Consider the following 14061-nt stretch of genomic DNA (forward strand, 5'->3'; position numbering starts at 1 on the left):
CGACATCTTTTAATAATAATCTTGCCTTCTGCCTCTGCCTTTGCTTGTGCTTCATTAGCCGCTTTTTGTCCTTGTTCGGCAGCAATTTTATCATATTGAGCCCATGTAAATACTCGATCACCGTATTCACGCTCAGCTAATTCATAACCCCAGTTCTTGAAAGCTCCTTCAGTAAACTTCATGATGTTCCCTTTATGTACAAGGGTAACACTTTTACGATTGTGTTGGATCGCATACTCGATAGAAGCTCGAACGAGTCGCTCTGTTCCTTCAGAAGATACTGGTTTAAGTCCAATTCCGGAAGTTTCAGGGAAGCGGATTTTCTTTACACCCATTTCATCCTGCAAGAACTTTAAGACCTTTTGCACTTCATCTGATCCAGCTTGCCACTCAATACCAGCATAAATATCCTCTGTATTTTCACGGAAGATAACCATATCTACCTGCTCAGGATGACGGACAGGAGAAGGTACCCCTTCAAAATAACGCACAGGGCGCAGACAGACATATAAATCTAATTCCTGGCGTAATGCCACGTTTAGAGAACGGATTCCTCCACCAATAGGAGTTGTAAGCGGTCCTTTGATCGCAATCAGGTATTCACGAATCGCTGTAAGAGTATCCTCTGGTAACCACTCATTGTATTTATTAAAAGCTTTTTCTCCAGCATATACCTCATACCAAGCAATTTTCTTCTCACCATTATAGGCTTTCTCAACCGCTGCATCTAAAACTCTTGATGCCGCAGCCCAGATATCTGGTCCAGTACCGTCACCCTCAATAAAAGGAACGATCGGGTTATTAGGAACCTGTAGTCTTCCTTGTTGATCAACTGTAATTTGTTCTCCATGAGTTGGTGCTTCAAATGTTTTTAAATTTGCCATTGCAGTAGCCCTCCATCAACTTATATTTCTTAGTAGTCAAATACCATTATTAATGATTCATTTCCATCCATTATCTTTGATGGATTGGAACATAGTCTTGTTTCTGTGGTCCTACATAATCTGCACGAGGACGAATCAAGCGGTTGTTTGCATATTGCTCTAGGATATGTCCGATCCAGCCCGAAGCACGAGAAACAGCAAAAATAGGAGTAAATAGGTCACGCTCAATTCCTAAACTGTAGTAAACCGATGCGGAATAGAAATCAACATTTGGTTTTAATCCTTTTTCTCTTTCTACAACTTCATTGATCTTCACAGACATATCATACCATTTTGGCTGCCCTGTAAGTTCTGTTAACGCCTTAGACATTTCTTTTAAATGCTTAGCGCGCGGATCTCCATCCTTATAAACACGATGACCAAAGCCCATAATCTTTTCTTTATTCGCTAGAGCATTTAGAATATACCCTTCTGCTTTATCTACTTCTCCGATTGCTTCAAGAGTCGCCATAACTTGCTCATTTGCTCCCCCATGCAAAGGACCTTTTAATGCTCCAATAGCCGAAGTAATCCCTGAATACATATCCGATAGTGTCGCAACGGTTACACGCGCTGTAAACGTTGAAGCATTGAACTCATGATCAGCATGAAGAACCAAAGCTTTGTTAAAGGCTTCAACAGAGATGGCAGATGGCTCTTCTCCAGTCAGCATATATAAGAAGTTGGCTGCTACTCCAAGATCAGAACGTGGCGCAATTGGATCTTTTCCTGCACGTATTCTAGCAAAAGCGGTAACAATGGTTCCGATTTTCGCTTGAATACAGATCGCCTTACGGATGTTAGAATCATCATCCATCTCCTCAGCTTCTTGATCAAATAATCCTAAAGCAGAAATGGCCGTTCTTAATGCACCCATTGGATGAATATTATTAGGGAACAAGCGAATTTGATCAATTAATTCCTGTGGAATCGAAGCGTTTTCAGCTAATTGCTTCGTTAATTGATCAAGCTCACTTTGATTTGGGAGTTTCCCATACCATAATAAATAAATGACTTCCTCAAAGCTTGCATGTGACGCTAAATCATCAATGTCAATTCCTCTGTAAGTTAACACTCCATCAATAATCGAACTGATTGATGATTCTGCTGCAATGACTCCTTCTAATCCGCGAGTACTCATGAGCATCTCTCCTTTATTTAGTAAGAATATGGTGAAAAAAGGGATATTATAAAACATTCCTAGTGGTTTCACTGCTTGAAACCGCGTTTCTATTCCATTTAATATTATATATTAAAATTCTACTTGAGTACATGTTTTTTCTAAAATTGTTTCAGTTTCATTAATTTTTATGCATGATTGATTGTTCTACAGCGTAATAAAAGGTAAAATTTACTTACTTAATTCCGATTAGTTTTCTATAGGAGGTCATTTTTTTGGATAAATCATTCTGGAATGCATTAGTTCGATTCATACTCGTCACCTTGGCTATTATCTTCTCTTTTATTTGGAATGTATTACATTCTTCCTTTAATTTATCCATTTTTAATTGGAATTATCTTTGCTCTCATGCTTAACCCCCTTGTCGATATATTAGAAAGAAGAGCCAAGTTCCCAAGATGGCTTTCCGTTACATTAGCCATTATCCTGCTCTTAGCCATACTAGTAACCATCGTCGTCCTAGTAGTGATTGAAATTGCAAATGAGATTACCAATCTACAAGTAATGCTTCCGGTCTATATTGAAGATTACGTCACTCGAATTCAGGAATTTATCCTTGATGATATCTTGTCCTTCTATGACCAATTCACTGCTTTCTATAGTTCATTGGAACCAGATGTGCAAAAAAATATTGAAACACAAGTCACTACCTTTACGGAACAAGTCGTTTCACTAGGTAAAAATGCGGTAAAAGAGATTTTTAATGGTTTACTTGCCTTTATTGGAGCCATTCCTAGTATGGCAACAGCCTTTATTATTTCATTACTCGCCTCCTTCTTTATTAGTAAAGACTGGCCCAAGCTACGCAAAAGATTCTTGCAATTCGCACCAGATCGAATTCATACAAGCGGTGGAGCTGTTTTGCGAGATTTAAGAAAAGCTTTATTCGGTTTTGTTAAAGCCCAATTTACCCTGATCTCGATCACTTTTACCATCGTTCTCATTGGTTTTATTGTCTTGAGGGTTGAATATGGGTTAACCCTCGCTATCATCATTGCTTTTGTCGACTTATTACCTATATCGGGACGGGCATGATCTTCATACCGTGGATTATTTATCTCTTTATTAATGGAGATTATTCTATGGTGATTGGGCTCTCTGTCCTTTACGCTATTGTCGTTGTTCAACGCCAAATGATGGAACCAAAAATACTTGGAACCAACGTGGGGCTTGATCCTCTTCTTACTCTTGTTGCTTTATTTGTTGGCTTTCAATTGTTTGGGTTAATCGGACTTATTATCGGACCCGTTCTCATGGTCATTTTTAGCGCAATGGCAAGGGCAGGGGTATTTAGAGATTTATGGGCGTTTATACGAGGATAAAAGAAAGGACGATTCATCAATATACAACGTGATGAATCGTCCTTCTTTATACTTTATCTTTTTATTATCGTGAAATGACCGTGCTTAATCCATTTTTCGAACCATTTTCTTAACATCGCCTTTACAATGTTTCGAGTATAGGGTACTAAGAGAAAGAATCCCACGATATCCGTGAAAAATCCAGGTGTCAACAGAACAGCTCCTCCTACAAGGATACAAATGCCATCTAGGACAGCCTGGCCGGGCATTTCTCCCTTCTCAAGCTGAAGTCTTACAAGCTGTAGGGTTTGTAATCCTTCTCGCTTCGCTAGCCATGCCCCAATGATTCCTGTCAGAATCACCAAACCAACTGTGGGCCATGCCCCGATCCATTTTCCTACACTGATTAATCCCCAAAGCTCTATAACAGGAACGATAATTAACATTAGGACCAAAATTCGAAACATGTCCTTAGACTCCTTCAAGAGTTTTTTGTTGGATCAGCTCGTGAAGCTCTTGCCATATCTTTTTCAAATGAATTGGTTTGAAATTGGCATTTGTCCAGCAGTGCGAAGAATCTCCTGTGACCAATAGCTCACCGTCTCGACAAATCTCATATTGAAAGGAGAGCTTCACACCTGTATATTTCTCAATTCTAGTACGAATTTCAACCATATCATCGTAAAGCGCGGGTCTTAAAAAGGAGCATCGTACATTTAGAACAGGAAGCTTCAAGCCTTTTTCTTCAGCTGTTCGGTAGTCTTGACCTAATGCCCTCAGCATTTCTGTCCGCCCTACTTCAAACCAATTCAAATAATTTCCATGATAGACAACTCCCATTTGATCCGTTTCAGAGTAACGCACTCTAAGGGTTGTCGAAAAAAAAGTGTTTTTCATTATCATCTTCCTTACAATACTTTTGCATGACCGGAATAGATATGTCCTCTGATCGCATCCACTGTGATTTCTTTGCCATCTGCCAGCGTTTTTGTCGCACCTTCTACTCCCACTATAACAGGAATACTTAAGCTTAGTCCTACAACCGCTGCATGAGAGGTTAAGCCAGCTTCTTCTGTAATGACAGCTGCAGCCTTTTCAAAGGCTGCCATCATATCCTTATCCGTGCCAATCGTTACTAAGATTGAATTCTCTTCTACCTTCGCAAGAGCTTCTTCCGCAGTATGGGCGACAACAACCTTACCTGTTACTGCCTTGGTACCGATCCCTTGACCTTTGGCTACAACGTCACCGACAACATGAATTTTCATTAAATTCGTTGTTCCAGATTCGCGTACAGGAACCCCTGCGGTGATGACAACTAAGTCACCATACTTGATTTTGTTAGCTTTTACTGCTGCGTCTACTGAAACCTCAAGCATCTCATCCGTTGAGTTCGCCATTTCAGCAAAGACCGGATAGACACCCCAAACCAATGAAAGCCTGCGAAATACTTTTTCGCTTGGTGTAACAGCTATAATTGGAGCTTTAGGGCGATATTTTGAAACCATTCTGGCTGTATAACCACTTTCTGTCGGTGTCAAAATAGCGGATGCATTTAAGTCTAAAGCAGACTTAGAAACAGCATGACTGATCGTATCTGTGATGGTACTTTGACGCTCCCCATCATTCTCCCACCCTTTATATTGCAGAGAATCTTCAGAGCGCTTAGCAATTCTAGCCATTGTTACAACAGATTCAACTGGATATTTTCCAGCTGCTGTTTCTCCTGAAAGCATGACAGCATCTGTTCCATCAAAAATAGCGTTTGCCACATCCCCCACTTCAGCGCGTGTAGGTCTAGGGTTTCTTTGCATAGAATCTAACATTTGAGTCGCTGTAATAACCGGCTTCCCTAATTCATTACACTTGCGAATCATCATTTTTTGATAAATAGGAACATCTTCGGCAGGAACCTCAACCCCTAGATCACCACGAGCCACCATAATTCCATCAGCAATCGCTAATATTTCATCAATATTGTCAACGCCTTCTTGATTTTCGATTTTAGCAATGATTTGTACATCTGGCTGATTTTGCTCTTCAATAATTTTTCTGATTTCTAGTATATCACTTGCTTTTCGTACAAAGGAAGCAGCAATAAAGTCGATTCCCTGTCCTAATCCAAAACGGATATCGGCAGCATCCTTTTCTGTGATTCCTGGCAGGTTAATCGCCACTCCAGGTACGTTGACACCTTTTTTACTTTTCAGTTGCCCTCCATTGAGAATGCGAGTATGGATATCAGAACCTTCTACTTTTTCTACTTGAACCTCGATCAAACCATCATCAATCAAGATTTTACTTCCTGGCTGAACATCATTTACTAATCCAGGGTATGTAATGGATATTCTTGTTGTATCTCCTTCTATTTCCTCAGTGGTTAAAATCAAGGATTCTCCTTCAATCAAATCAATCGGTTCTACCTTTAATTTTCCCGTTCTAATTTCAGGTCCTTTGGTATCCAATAGAATGGCAATCGTTTGCCCTGTTTCCTCTACTGCCTGTCTAATATTTTTGATTCGTTGTCCATGTTCAGCAAAATCACCGTGGGAAAAGTTTAATCTTGCTACATTTAGGCCAGCCTCAATAAGCTGTTTTAGCTTTTCAACTGATTCACTCGCAGGTCCAATGGTTCCAACTATTTTTGTTTTTCTCATCTCATAAGCTCCTTCACTAAGATCACTATATATTTTTTGGTATCCTTAGATGGACAGTTCCTTAGCAAGTTGATATAAAGATAAATCAACAGTATGCTTTTGGTTTAATGCTTCTGATATTGGAGTTGCAACAGGCTGGTTATTTTGTAATCCAACCATCTTTCCTTTTTCACCATTCAGCAGACATTCTACTGCATAAGCACCTAGGCGGCTCGCTAATACACGATCAAAAGCTGTCGGTGAACCTCCACGTTGAATATGACCCAGAACGGTCACACGACACTCTACTCCCGATTTCTCACGGATAGAATTTCCTAGCTCTACTGCACTGCCAATCCCTTCTGCAACCACAATAATACTATGTTTCTTTCCACGTTCTTGTCCTCTTTTTAATGTTTTCAGTAATTCATCTACAGAATAATCTGCTTCAGGAATTAAAATCGTTTCTGCTCCATCTGCTAATCCTGCCCAAAGAGCTAAATCTCCAGCATCTCGTCCCATGACTTCGATGATAAAGGTTCTTTCATGAGAGGTAGCAGTGTCCCTGATCTTATCAACTGCTTCAATCACAGTATTTAAGGCTGTATCAAAACCGATGGTGAAATCAGTACAAGGAATATCGTTATCAATGGTTCCTGGAACTCCTATTGCCGCGATGCCTTTTTCGCTTAATTTCTCAGCACCACGAAAAGAACCGTCTCCTCCAATCACGACAAGTCCTTCAATTCCATGACTCTTTAATGTTTCAATGGCTTTCAATTGCCCTGCTTCTGTTTTGAACTCTTCACTTCTTGCTGTCCCAAGCATGGTTCCTCCACGATGAATAATATCTCCAACAGAACCAATGGTTAACGGTTTAATTGAGCCATTCATCAAGCCATGATATCCATGATAAATCCCGCTTACTTCGATATCATGGAATAATGCTTTCCTAACGACAGCTCGAATCGCTGCATTCATTCCTGGAGAATCTCCACCACTTGTTAGTACTCCTATCTTCTTCATTCTCTCTCACCTCGGACAATATTTAGTATGCTTTTATTAATTTAACATGCTAAAACTCAACTTACAATATACTGAAAATGTGCTTCTGAAGTCACTTCAGAAGCACATATCCTTATACATCAACCATGGAATCGGTTACAAAGGCGAATTGTCCGATATTTTTAAATTTTTCGTAACGTTTTGTGACGATTTCAAGTCCACTCAGGTATTGTAATTCATGCAAAGATTTGGATAAATATTGCCTGATGTTTCCTGATTGCACATCCGCATCCAGATGAGCACCGCCCATTGGTTCAGGTATGACACCATCAATAACCTTCATTTCATAAAGGTCTGGTGCTGTAATTTTCATAGCTTCTGCTGCTCTTTGTGCTTCCCCGCGGTCCTTCCAGATAATCGCTGCAGCTCCTTCAGGTGAAATAACAGAGTAAATGGCATTTTCTAACATATAAATATGATTCCCAACTCCAATAGCCAATGCTCCTCCGCTTCCTCCTTCTCCGATGACAATACAAATAATAGGAACTTCAAAGCCAGCCATTTCTCTTAGATTACGGGCAATGGCCTCACTTTGTCCTCTCTCTTCCGCTGCTTTGCCTGGATAGGCGCCCGGAGTATCAATAAAACAGATAATAGGGCGTCCAAATTTGTTTGCCTGTTGCATGGCACGTAGTGCCTTGCGATATCCTTCTGGATGAGGCATCCCAAAATTTCTATAGATGTTGTCCTTTGTATCTTTTCCTTTTTGATGTCCAATCACTGTCACAGGAAGTTCGCCAAATTTGGCAACTCCAGCAATTATAGCGGGGTCATCGCCATAGAGTCGATCTCCATGAATCTCTACAAAGGAATGAAAAATTCGATTTATATAATCAAGTGTCGTAGGTCTCTGAGGATGTCTTGCAATTTGAATGCGTTGCATCGGTGTTAAATTGCCATAAATCTCTTGAGCCAGTCGACTTGCTTTTTCTTCTAAACGCTCAATCTCATCTGAGAAATCAATTTCTTTTTCATCTGTAAATTTCTTTAGTTCGTTAATTTTGTTTCTAAGCTCTATAAGAGGGCGTTCAAATGATAGTTCCCCTGCCATTATCCACCCCTCCGTTCTGAATGAATATCAAGTATAATGCCAAGTTGTTCCCTCATTGACTTACGTTCAATCACCATATCAAGTTGACCGTGCTTTAATAAAAATTCTGCTGTTTGAAAGTCAGCAGGTAATTCCTGACGAATGGTTTGCTCGATCACACGCCGTCCAGCAAAACCAATTAAGGCTTGTGGCTCTGCAATATTATAGTCCCCTAAAGAGGCAAAACTAGCCGAAACGCCACCCGTAGTTGGGTACGTCATGACAGAGATAAAGAGGCCTTTCTCCTTGTCAAATTGAGCAAGTGCTGAGCTTGTCTTAGCCATCTGCATTAAGCTTAGCAGCCCCTCCTGCATACGTGCTCCACCAGAAGCGGAGAAAAGAATAAAGGGATACCTTTTTTGCCCAGCTCTCTCAATGGCACGTGTAATTTTTTCCCCAACAACGGAGCCTAACGTTCCACCAAAAAAGTTGAAATCCATCACACCAATGACAACTGGATAGCCTTTAATCGTACCTTCTCCGGTTAAGATCGCTTCCATCATACCTGTTTTTTCAATATTTTTCTTTACCCTTGGGACATAATCAGGGAAGGATAAAGGATCTTCTGATAACATATCACTATCGTATTCAAAGAAATGTCCTTCATCCAAGGTCATTTGAATTCGCTCGTGTGCGGTTAGTGGAAAATGATATCCACAAGCATGACAAACTTTAAGATTTTTAACTAATTCCTTAGTATAGCTAATCGTACCACATTGCTTACACTTCACCATCAGGCCTTCTGGAATATCCTTCTTCGCTTGCTCTGAAGGAATGGTTGCGTATTTTCGTCTCTTATAAAATAAATCCTTAAACACTTGAACACCTCACAGGGACATTTATTGAAGGATTGAACTCAAGGCTTCCTTGACTTCTTCAAGTTCTCCCTCTGGGACTAGAATTTCAAATTGCTTTCCGTGCTGACTAGGCCTGACCTTCACAAGAAATCCTTCATCTGACAGACGATCTTGTATTCTTTCGGCGATCTTCACACTTGGGGCAATGTAAATTATCGTCCACATCTATGATTTCCTCCTTATTGGTACATTTTTACATCGGTTGAGGTAATCATACCATATACATTTGCTAATTTTCAATGAGAGCTAGATGACGAGTTCTTTCTGCTACTTCCTCTGGATTCACCTGTCTTCTGGCTACCCCTGTTTCCATCGCAGCCTTTGCTACTGCCGCTGCAACTGCAGGTGCCACGCGCACATCAAAAGGAGCAGGAATGACATAATCTGCGCTAAGTTCAGATGGATCAATAAGCTCTGCTATCGCAAAAACAGCAGCTACTTTCATCTCTTCGTTAATATGGGTTGCGTAGACATCCAAAGCCCCTCGGAAAATTCCAGGGAAGGCAAGAACGTTATTTACTTGATTCGGAAAATCAGATCTACCTGTTCCGATCACTTTAGCACCGGCTTCCTTCGCATCGCTTGGCATGATCTCAGGGTCAGGATTTGCCATAGCAAAAATAATAGGATCTGGTTTCATGCTTTGGATCATTTCTTTACTTAAAGCTCCCGCAACGGATACACCAACAAAGACATCCGCATCCTTTAAGGCGTCTTCCAAGCTTCCTTCCATTCGATTTCGGTTTGTTCGCTTGGCAACCTCTTCTTTAATCGGGTTCATCCCCTCAGGGCGCCCTTCATAAATCGCTCCTTTGGTGTCACACATGATAATGTCTTTGACACCCATCCGAAGCAATAGTTTAATAATTGCAATTCCCGCAGCTCCCGCTCCATTAGCGACAACCTTGATTTCTGACATCTCTTTACCTACAACTTTTAACGCATTCACTAAGCCTGCTAAAGTTACAATCGCTGTTCCATGCTGATCATCATGAAAAATAGGAATATTCGTTTCCTTTTTCAATCTCTCCTCAATCACAAAGCAATTGGGTGCCGCGATATCTTCTAGATTGATTCCACCAAATGTTGGCTCAAGAAGCTTCACTGTTTCTACAATTTTGTCCACATCTGTTGTATTTAAACAGATAGGGAAGGCATCAACACCCGCAAAAGACTTAAATAAGACTGCTTTTCCTTCCATTACAGGAAGCGCCGCTGCAGGACCAATATTCCCCAATCCGAGCACAGCTGTCCCGTCTGAAACGACAGCAACCATGTTTCCCTTCATTGTGTATTCATATACTTTTCTGGGATAATCAAAAATCTCTTTGCAGGGTTCTGCTACCCCTGGAGAATACGCTAAACTTAGATCTCTTGCATTTTGTACAGGTACTTTGGATTTAACTGCTAATTTCCCTTGATGCTGTCTATGTAAATGTAATGATTCTTCTCGTGTGGTAGCCATACCATTCACTCTCCTTATTTGTCATGGACACACTGCTTGCTTTCCATTATACCAAAAGCTAAGAAGGTGTAAACAAAAAGTATACGACCTATAATTATGACCTTGTCTTAACTGCATTCGAATATCCGAGAATTTCCTCTATTTCATTTATTAGAGTAGGACTCAACTGTACGTTGTATTCATCGTCTAACAAAATTGTTTTTTTCTCCTCTTCATAAAATAGATAGACTGGAGTTGCCCCGCGATTGGCATGCAACCATTTTTGGAGCTTCTTTAGACCATCAGACTGGGAAATAGAGGGGGCAATCCGAATAAATAGCTTCGTTGAATCCTCCTGTTTAGGTGGTAACATCTGTAATTCAGTGGCCCTTTGTGCAATAATTTGAATCTCATCCTCCTTTACCTCCACTTTCCCTTCGATAAACAGTAAGGTTTCTTCCTCATAAAGAGTCGGGCTTTGTTTAAATACCGAAGGAAAAATAACCACATCTACTTCTACTCCTTGATCCTCTAAGACAAGAAAAGCCATCGCTTCTCCTTTTTTGGTTTTGATTCGCTTCACTCTTTGGATACATCCTATGGTTCGAATGACAGACGGATTTTTATTTTGCCGTGCATGGGGTTGCACCAATTGCTGTAATCCAATCGCTTGATAGCTTGCTGCCAGCTCTCGGAAAGAGTCCAGCGGATGACCGGATAAGTAGAAGCCTAAAACCTCCTTCTCACAACGTAAAATCTCAACAGGTGAATAAGGCTCCATATCAATCCAATGGTAGTCCTGAGGAAGCTCATCGGCAAAAAAGAAAAGCTGATCCGTTTGCTTGTTGCCCTTCGCTTTTTCTGCCATATCTAACATCGGATCTAGATTAGCCAACGCCTGGGCTCTGTGCATTCCAAATTCATCAAAAGCCCCTGCCATAATTAAGGACTCAATAACCCGACGATTACAGATTCTAAGATTCATTCTCTGACAGAAGTCTAACAGATTCAAGAAGGGCTTCTTCTTTCTTTCCTCTATCATTTCTCGAATTGCCTGTTGTCCCACATTTTTTATGACACTTAACCCTAAACGTATTTGCCCTTCCTCCACAGAAAATTGAGATTGGCTGGCAAGCACCGATGGAGGGAGAACGGCAACCCCGCGACGTGCCGCTTGCTGTAAATACTCCGCTATTTTTTCCTGATTTCCTAGTGAGGTTGATAGCAAGGACGCGAGAAAGGCGACTGGGTAATGGGTTTTTAAATAAGCAAGCTGATAGGCAATCACCGCATAAGCAGCTGAATGAGAGCGATTAAATCCATAGTCGGCAAAACGAACAATCAAATCATACACGTGCTCCGCAACAGCCTCAGGATAGCTCTGCTGAATGCATCCTTGAACAAAATGCTCTCGCTCTTCTTCTAGAATCTCTCTCTTTTTCTTTCCTACGGCTCTCCGTAATAGATCTGCTTCGCCTAAGGAGAAGCCTGCCATCTTAGAAGCAATCTGCATGATTTGTTCCTGATAGACGATAATGCCATAGGTATCCTCTAAAATGGGCTTAAGATCATCGTGCGGATACTCTACTTTTACCCTGCCATATTTCGCATCAATAAATAAAGGGATATTTTGCATCGGACCGGGTCGGTAGAGAGCGAGAACAGCAATAATATCTTCGAATGTTGAAGGACGCAATCGTTTCAGCACACTTCTCATCCCATCCGATTCTAATTGAAAGATTCCTGTCGTATCTCCCTCACTTAATAACTCATAGGTAGCTGGATCATCAAAAGGAATATGATCTAGCTGAAGAGGGGCAGTGGAGCTTGAATCCTGATTAACGATAGATAAAATCTCTTCGATTAAAGAGAGATTGCGCAAACCAAGAAAGTCCATTTTTAATAAACCAATCTTCTCTAAATCCTCCATAGCGTATTGAGTAAGCGGGACTTGTTCATGTCCCTTTTGCAAAGGAACATAATGAGTCAAAGGTTCTTTAGAAATAATCACTCCTGCCGCATGAGTAGAAGTATGTCTTGCCGTTCCTTCTAATCTTTTGGCCATTTCAAACAAATGCTCTAGACTTTCATCCTCTGCAAGGAGCTGTTCCAGGAGAACCGATTCCTTCTTGGCTTCTTCTAGAGTCACTCCTGGGTATCCTGGAATACATTTTGCCATTCGATCCACCTTAGCTAAGGGGATATCCAGCACTCTGCCCACATCACGTACTGCTGCCTTCGCCGCCATAGTTCCAAAAGTAATGATCTGAGCGACATGATCAGGTCCATATTTCTCCACCACATACTCAATCACTTCATCTCTTCTGACATCGGAGAAATCAATATCGATATCAGGCATGGTAACTCTTTCTGGATTTAAAAAACGTTCAAATAACAGCTTATATTTAATCGGATCTACATTTGTAATTTTTAGTACATAAGCGACAAGGCTCCCTGCTGCCGAACCTCGTCCAGGTCCCGTTAATATTCCCTGCTCATGAGCAAAGCGCATAAAATCCCAGACAATGAGAAAGTAATCCGCATATCCCATTTGTCCGATGACATGTAGTTCATAGTCTAGTCTTTGCAGGATCTCTGGAGTGACCTGCGTGTAACGTTCGCTTACCCCACGTTCACACTGTTCTCTTAGATATTGCGGACCCGTCACTCCCTCTGGTACGGGATAGGCAGGTAGAATCTCTTGTCCAAGAGGAATCTGGAACTGACATCTCTCTGCAATTCGAACTGTATTCTGATAAGCTTCTGGAAGATGTGGAAAGAGCTTACGCATCTCTTGGGGCTGCTTCAAATAGAATTGAGCACTTGGGAATTTAAGACGTTGATCCTCCTTCACCTTAGAACCTGTCCCAATACATAATAAGCAGTCATGCGGAACAGCATCCTCACGGAAGGTATAGTGTACATCATTGGTCACTACCAAGGGAATCTTTCGGTCTTCTGCCAGCTGAATCAAGCGGAGGTTTACTTTACGCTGCTCCGCCATGCCATGATCCTGAAGCTCTAAAAAATAATTCTCAGCCCCAAAGATCTCCTGATGTTCAGTAATAATCTCCTTGGCTCTCTCCTGTTGGTCAGAGAGAAGCGCTTGTTGAACCTCTCCGGCTAAGCAGGCACTGAGCGCAATGATCCCTTGACTATAGGTCCGAAGCCACTCCTTTGTCACTCTTGGTTTATAATAGAACCCCTCTAAATGAGCTTTTGTCGTTAGCTTGATTAAATTTTGATACCCCTGATACGTTTCAGCCAACAAGACGAGATGAAACAGCTCTTGCTTGTTTTTCATCATTTTCTCGTCTAACGGCTGATTGGTGATATATACTTCTACACCAATAATGGGCTGTATTCCTTGTTTCAGGCATTCTCTATAAAAGGACATAGCTCCGTACATCGCCCCATGGTCAGTTAAGGCCAATGCTGACATTCCTTGACGCTTTGCTTCTGAAACTAATTCTTGAATCCGACTCGCTCCATCTAACAAACTATATTCACTATGGACATGTAAGTGGACAAATTCTTGTGAATCCATGCTGCTCCGATCACCTGC

The 14061-nt window shown here is 41.2% G+C and carries 11 protein-coding genes and 1 pseudogene; 1 reads left to right on the forward strand and 11 read right to left on the reverse strand.

Annotated elements, in window-relative coordinates:
- Together icd and citZ are read right to left on the reverse strand one after the other, a co-directional pair.
- Positions 1-884: NADP-dependent isocitrate dehydrogenase (gene icd, locus JCM10596_RS18280; protein WP_025028370.1), on the reverse strand; the 884-nt coding region annotated here is incomplete at its 3' end.
- Positions 885-954: 70 nt separating this feature from the next.
- Positions 955-2064 (reverse strand): citrate synthase, encoded by a 1110-nt coding sequence (gene citZ, locus JCM10596_RS18290; protein WP_025028371.1) that lies wholly within the window; start codon positions 2062-2064, stop codon positions 955-957.
- Positions 2065-2394: 330 nt separating this feature from the next.
- Here citZ and ytvI point away from each other — a divergent pair.
- Positions 2395-3425 (forward strand): annotated as a pseudogene (gene ytvI, locus JCM10596_RS26360) (sporulation integral membrane protein YtvI).
- 53 nt (positions 3426-3478) lie between these two features.
- Here the strand turns inward: ytvI and JCM10596_RS18300 are convergent.
- The 9 genes from JCM10596_RS18300 to JCM10596_RS18340 form a co-directional block, all read right to left on the reverse strand.
- On the reverse strand, positions 3479-3871 hold the full coding sequence (locus tag JCM10596_RS18300; protein WP_025028372.1) for an FxsA family protein: 393 nt from the start codon (positions 3869-3871) through the stop codon (positions 3479-3481).
- A 4-nt stretch (positions 3872-3875) separates the two neighbouring features.
- Entirely contained in the window at positions 3876-4301 is a 426-nt protein-coding gene (locus tag JCM10596_RS18305; protein WP_025028373.1) for an acyl-CoA thioesterase, read from the reverse strand.
- 11 nt (positions 4302-4312) lie between these two features.
- Positions 4313-6061, reverse strand: a complete 1749-nt coding sequence (gene pyk, locus JCM10596_RS18310) for a pyruvate kinase (RefSeq protein WP_025028374.1) — start codon at positions 6059-6061, stop codon at positions 4313-4315.
- Between the two features lie 45 nt (positions 6062-6106).
- The gene (gene pfkA, locus JCM10596_RS18315) at positions 6107-7066 is read right to left on the reverse strand and encodes a 6-phosphofructokinase (RefSeq protein ID WP_025028375.1); all 960 of its coding nucleotides are present in this window, start codon (positions 7064-7066) and stop codon (positions 6107-6109) included.
- Positions 7067-7178: 112 nt separating this feature from the next.
- Positions 7179-8156: an acetyl-CoA carboxylase carboxyl transferase subunit alpha gene (gene accA / locus JCM10596_RS18320; protein ID WP_025028376.1), complete on the reverse strand. Its 978-nt coding sequence runs from the start codon at positions 8154-8156 to the stop codon at positions 7179-7181.
- On the reverse strand, positions 8156-9013 hold the full coding sequence (gene accD / locus JCM10596_RS18325; protein ID WP_025028377.1) for an acetyl-CoA carboxylase, carboxyltransferase subunit beta: 858 nt from the start codon (positions 9011-9013) through the stop codon (positions 8156-8158). Before accD ends, accA begins: the two co-directional genes overlap by 1 nt.
- A gap of 21 nt (positions 9014-9034) precedes the next feature.
- Entirely contained in the window at positions 9035-9217 is a 183-nt protein-coding gene (locus tag JCM10596_RS18330; RefSeq protein WP_025028378.1) for a hypothetical protein, read from the reverse strand.
- 64 nt (positions 9218-9281) lie between these two features.
- Complete coding sequence (gene ystJ / locus JCM10596_RS18335; protein WP_025028379.1) at positions 9282-10517, reverse strand: NADP-dependent malic enzyme; 1236 nt, start codon at positions 10515-10517, stop codon at positions 9282-9284.
- A 94-nt stretch (positions 10518-10611) separates the two neighbouring features.
- Positions 10612-14043 (reverse strand): DNA polymerase III subunit alpha, encoded by a 3432-nt coding sequence (locus tag JCM10596_RS18340; RefSeq protein ID WP_025028380.1) that lies wholly within the window; start codon positions 14041-14043, stop codon positions 10612-10614.
- Between the last annotated feature and the right edge of the window lie 18 nt (positions 14044-14061).

This window comes from Caldalkalibacillus mannanilyticus JCM 10596, assembly GCF_000615945.1.
Taxonomy (GTDB): domain Bacteria; phylum Bacillota; class Bacilli; order Caldalkalibacillales; family JCM-10596; genus Bacillus_AT; species Bacillus_AT mannanilyticus.

Coding starts and splice junctions, on each gene's coding strand:
- citZ (WP_025028371.1), bottom strand. CDS start 2,064: ATGAGTACTCGCGGATTAGAAGGAGTCATTGCAGCAGAATCATCAATC.
- JCM10596_RS18300 (WP_025028372.1), bottom strand. CDS start 3,871: ATGTTTCGAATTTTGGTCCTAATGTTAATTATCGTTCCTGTTATAGAG.
- JCM10596_RS18305 (WP_025028373.1), bottom strand. CDS start 4,301: ATGAAAAACACTTTTTTTTCGACAACCCTTAGAGTGCGTTACTCTGAA.
- pyk (WP_025028374.1), bottom strand. CDS start 6,061: ATGAGAAAAACAAAAATAGTTGGAACCATTGGACCTGCGAGTGAATCA.
- pfkA (WP_025028375.1), bottom strand. CDS start 7,066: ATGAAGAAGATAGGAGTACTAACAAGTGGTGGAGATTCTCCAGGAATG.
- accA (WP_025028376.1), bottom strand. CDS start 8,156: ATGGCAGGGGAACTATCATTTGAACGCCCTCTTATAGAGCTTAGAAAC.
- JCM10596_RS18330 (WP_025028378.1), bottom strand. CDS start 9,217: ATGTGGACGATAATTTACATTGCCCCAAGTGTGAAGATCGCCGAAAGA.
- ystJ (WP_025028379.1), bottom strand. CDS start 10,517: ATGGCTACCACACGAGAAGAATCATTACATTTACATAGACAGCATCAA.
- JCM10596_RS18340 (WP_025028380.1), bottom strand. CDS start 14,043: ATGGATTCACAAGAATTTGTCCACTTACATGTCCATAGTGAATATAGT.